This window comes from Actinocorallia lasiicapitis, from assembly GCF_054778695.1.
Window position 1 is genome coordinate 1 of record NZ_BAAGZI010000563.1, and the last position, 2,784, is coordinate 2,784.

Annotated in this window: 4 protein-coding genes; 3 read left to right on the plus strand and 1 reads right to left on the minus strand. The window is 72.6% G+C overall.

The annotated features are described in order from the left end of the window. The 3 genes from ACYVE7_RS32135 to ACYVE7_RS32145 form a co-directional block, all read left to right on the plus strand. The coding region (locus tag ACYVE7_RS32135; RefSeq protein ID WP_460370098.1) for an amidase family protein at positions 1–797 on the plus strand (797 nt) is incomplete at its 5' end. 62 nt (positions 798–859) lie between these two features. Beyond that, positions 860–1,618 carry an SDR family oxidoreductase gene (locus tag ACYVE7_RS32140; protein WP_460370100.1) on the plus strand — a complete coding sequence of 253 codons (759 nt, stop codon included), beginning with the start codon at positions 860–862 and terminating at the stop codon, positions 1,616–1,618. Then, a complete protein-coding gene (locus ACYVE7_RS32145; RefSeq protein ID WP_460370102.1) occupies positions 1,615–2,205 on the plus strand; it encodes a TetR/AcrR family transcriptional regulator in 591 nt (196 codons plus the stop codon). The genes ACYVE7_RS32140 and ACYVE7_RS32145 overlap by 4 nt, the downstream gene beginning before the upstream one ends. 12 nt (positions 2,206–2,217) lie before the next feature. Here ACYVE7_RS32145 and ACYVE7_RS32150 read toward each other — a convergent pair. After that, positions 2,218–2,784 (minus strand): zinc-binding dehydrogenase (locus tag ACYVE7_RS32150; protein WP_460370103.1); only part of this gene is annotated, 567 nt, incomplete at its 5' end.

The window sequence follows — 2,784 nt, forward strand, 5'->3', positions numbered from 1 at the left end:
CGGTCGCCGACCCCGGCGCGCCGTTCCCCGCCGCGCTGCCCGGCGCCCCCTACGCCGAACTCGCGCGCCGCGACCCGGGAAAGCTGCGGATCGGCTACTCGACGCGCTCACCGATCGGCACCGAGGTCGACGCCGAGGCCGTCACCGCCGTCGAGGCGGCCGCGAAACTCCTCGCCGGGCTCGGCCACGAGGTCGAACCCGCGGAACCCGACCTCGACGGCGTCCAGCTCGCCGACGACTTCCTCACCATGTGGTGCTGCGAGGCCGCCGCCACCATCGACCACATCCGCGAGCTGACCGGCGCCCCGTCCCGCGAGTTCGAGTCCGACACACGGCTGCTGGCCGCCGCCGCACGGAGCGTCTCCGCACCCGAGTACCTCGCCATCCACCATCGCTGGAACACCTACACGCGCTCCCTCGCCGCCTTCCACGCCGACTACGACCTGTACCTCACACCGGGCCTGGCGGAGCCGCCGGTCCGGATCGGCGAACTCACGACGCCGAAGCCGCTGCGGCTGGTCGGCGAGGTGCTGATGAGCCTGCGGCTCGCCGGACCGCTGAGCAGGACGAAGATCTGGAAGGACCAGCTCATCGCGAACCTGCGGACCGTCCCGTTCACCCAGCTCGCCAACATCACCGGCCGTCCCGCCATGGCGGTGCCGCTGCACCGCACGGCCCAGGGGCTGCCCCTCGGCGTCCAGTTCGTCGGCGGGCTCGGCGCCGAACCCGTGCTGCTCGCGCTGGCCTCCCAGCTCGAAGCCGAACGGCCCTGGGCAGGGGAGGAGCCCCCGCTGTGAGCCGGTCCGCCTCGCCCAGGGCCGGGCACGGCGCGTACGGACGCTTCTGGTAAAAGAGGCGTATGACGAACCTGTTCGGCTTGGAAGGCAAGACCGCGCTGGTGACCGGCGGAACCCGCGGCATCGGACTGATGATCGCGCGAGGCTACCTGGAGGCCGGCGCGGCACGAGTGATCGTCAGCTCGCGCAAGGCCGACGCGGTGGAGGCGGCGGTCAAGGAGCTCTCGCAGTTCGGCGAGGCGGTGGGCGTGCCCGCGGACGTCAGCACCGAGGCCGAATGCCTGCGGCTCGCCGCGGCCGTCGAGGGGCCGCTGCACATCCTGGTGAACAACGCCGGCGCCACCTGGGGCGCGCCGCTCGAGGACTTCCCCGCGTCCGGCTGGGACAAGGTCGTCGACCTCAACCTCAAGGCGCCGTTCTACCTGACCCGCGCGCTCCTGCCGAACCTGCGGGCCGCCGCCGACAAGGACGACCCCGCCCGGGTCATCAACATCGGCTCGATCGACGGGATCATGACGCCAGGACAGCGCTACTCCTACACCACGAGCAAGGCGGGCGTGCACCAGCTCACCCGGGTGCTCGCCAAGGAGCTGGGACCGGAGTTCATCACGGTCAACGCGGTCGCGCCGGGCCCGTTCGAGTCCAAGATGATGGCCGCGACCCTCGACGCGTTCGGCGAAATCATCGCCGAGACGGTGCCGCTCAAGCGGATCGGCCGCCCCGACGACATGGCCGGGGTGGCGGTCTTCCTGGCCAGCCGCGCCGGAGCGTACGTCAACGGCGCCGTGATCCCCGTCGACGGCGGCCTGACCACCCTGTGACGACTCCTTCGGTCCGCGAAGCCTGGTCGGGTCTCCCGGCCACGGCCCAGCGGCTCCTGCTCGCCGCGCTGGAGGCGTTCGGCGAGCAGGGGTTCCACGGCACGTCCACCCGGCAGGTCGCGATGCGCGCCGGGATGAGCCCCGCCGCCCTCTACATGCACTTCCCGACCAAGGAAGCGCTGCTGTACGAGATCGCGCGGACCGGCCACGAGCTCGTCGCGGAGCTGTGCGAGACCGCCGACACGGGCACGCCGCGGGAACGGGTCGCGGGGATCGTCGCCGGGATGGTGCGGTTCCACGCCGAACACCACACCCTCGCCCGGATCATCCAGTACGAGCACGGCTCGCTCACCGCCGAACACCAGCGCGAACTGATCGCGCTGCGCCGCCGCACCGACACCTGCCTGCGCGAGGCCATCGAGGCCGGTGTGAAGGCCGGCGAGTTCGCCCCGGCCCCGATGGCCGCGACGGCCCTGCTGTCGCTGACGATCGACGTGGCCCGCTGGTATCCCACCCAGCACCGCCGCACCCCGGGCCAGATCGCCGACGCCTACACCGAACTGGCCCTCACCATGCTGCGCCCCTAGAAGGCCCCGCCCCTAGAAGACGACGACCTGGCGGACGGCTTCGCCGGTGTGGAGGCGGTCGAAGCCCTCGTTGACGTCGTCCAGGGCGAGGGTGCCCGACAGGAGGCGGTCGACGGGCAGGTCGCCCGCCCGGTACATCGCGATGAACCGGGGAACGTCCACCTGGGGTCGGCAGGAGCCGAGGTAGCTGCCCTTCAGGGTCCGTTCCTCCGCGACCAGGCTGAGGGCCGGCAGCGCCAGCTCCTTGCCGGGGGCGGGCAGCCCGACCGTCACGGTGGTGCCGCCGGGGGCGGTCACGTCGTAGGCCTGCCGGAGCACCGGCACCACGCCCGCGGTCTCGATGACCTTGTCGGCGCCGCCGCCGGTCAGCTCACGGATCTCGGCGACCGCGTCGGGGCCGCCGAGGACGGTGTGGGTCGCGCCCAGTTCGCGGGCGAGCGCCAGCTTCTCCGGCACGACGTCGATCGCGACGATCTGCCGCGCGCCGAGCGCCTTCGCGCCCAGCAGCGCCGACAGCCCGACGCCGCCGAGCCCGACCACCGCCACGGAGTCCTCGGGGACGACCTGGGCACTGTGCAG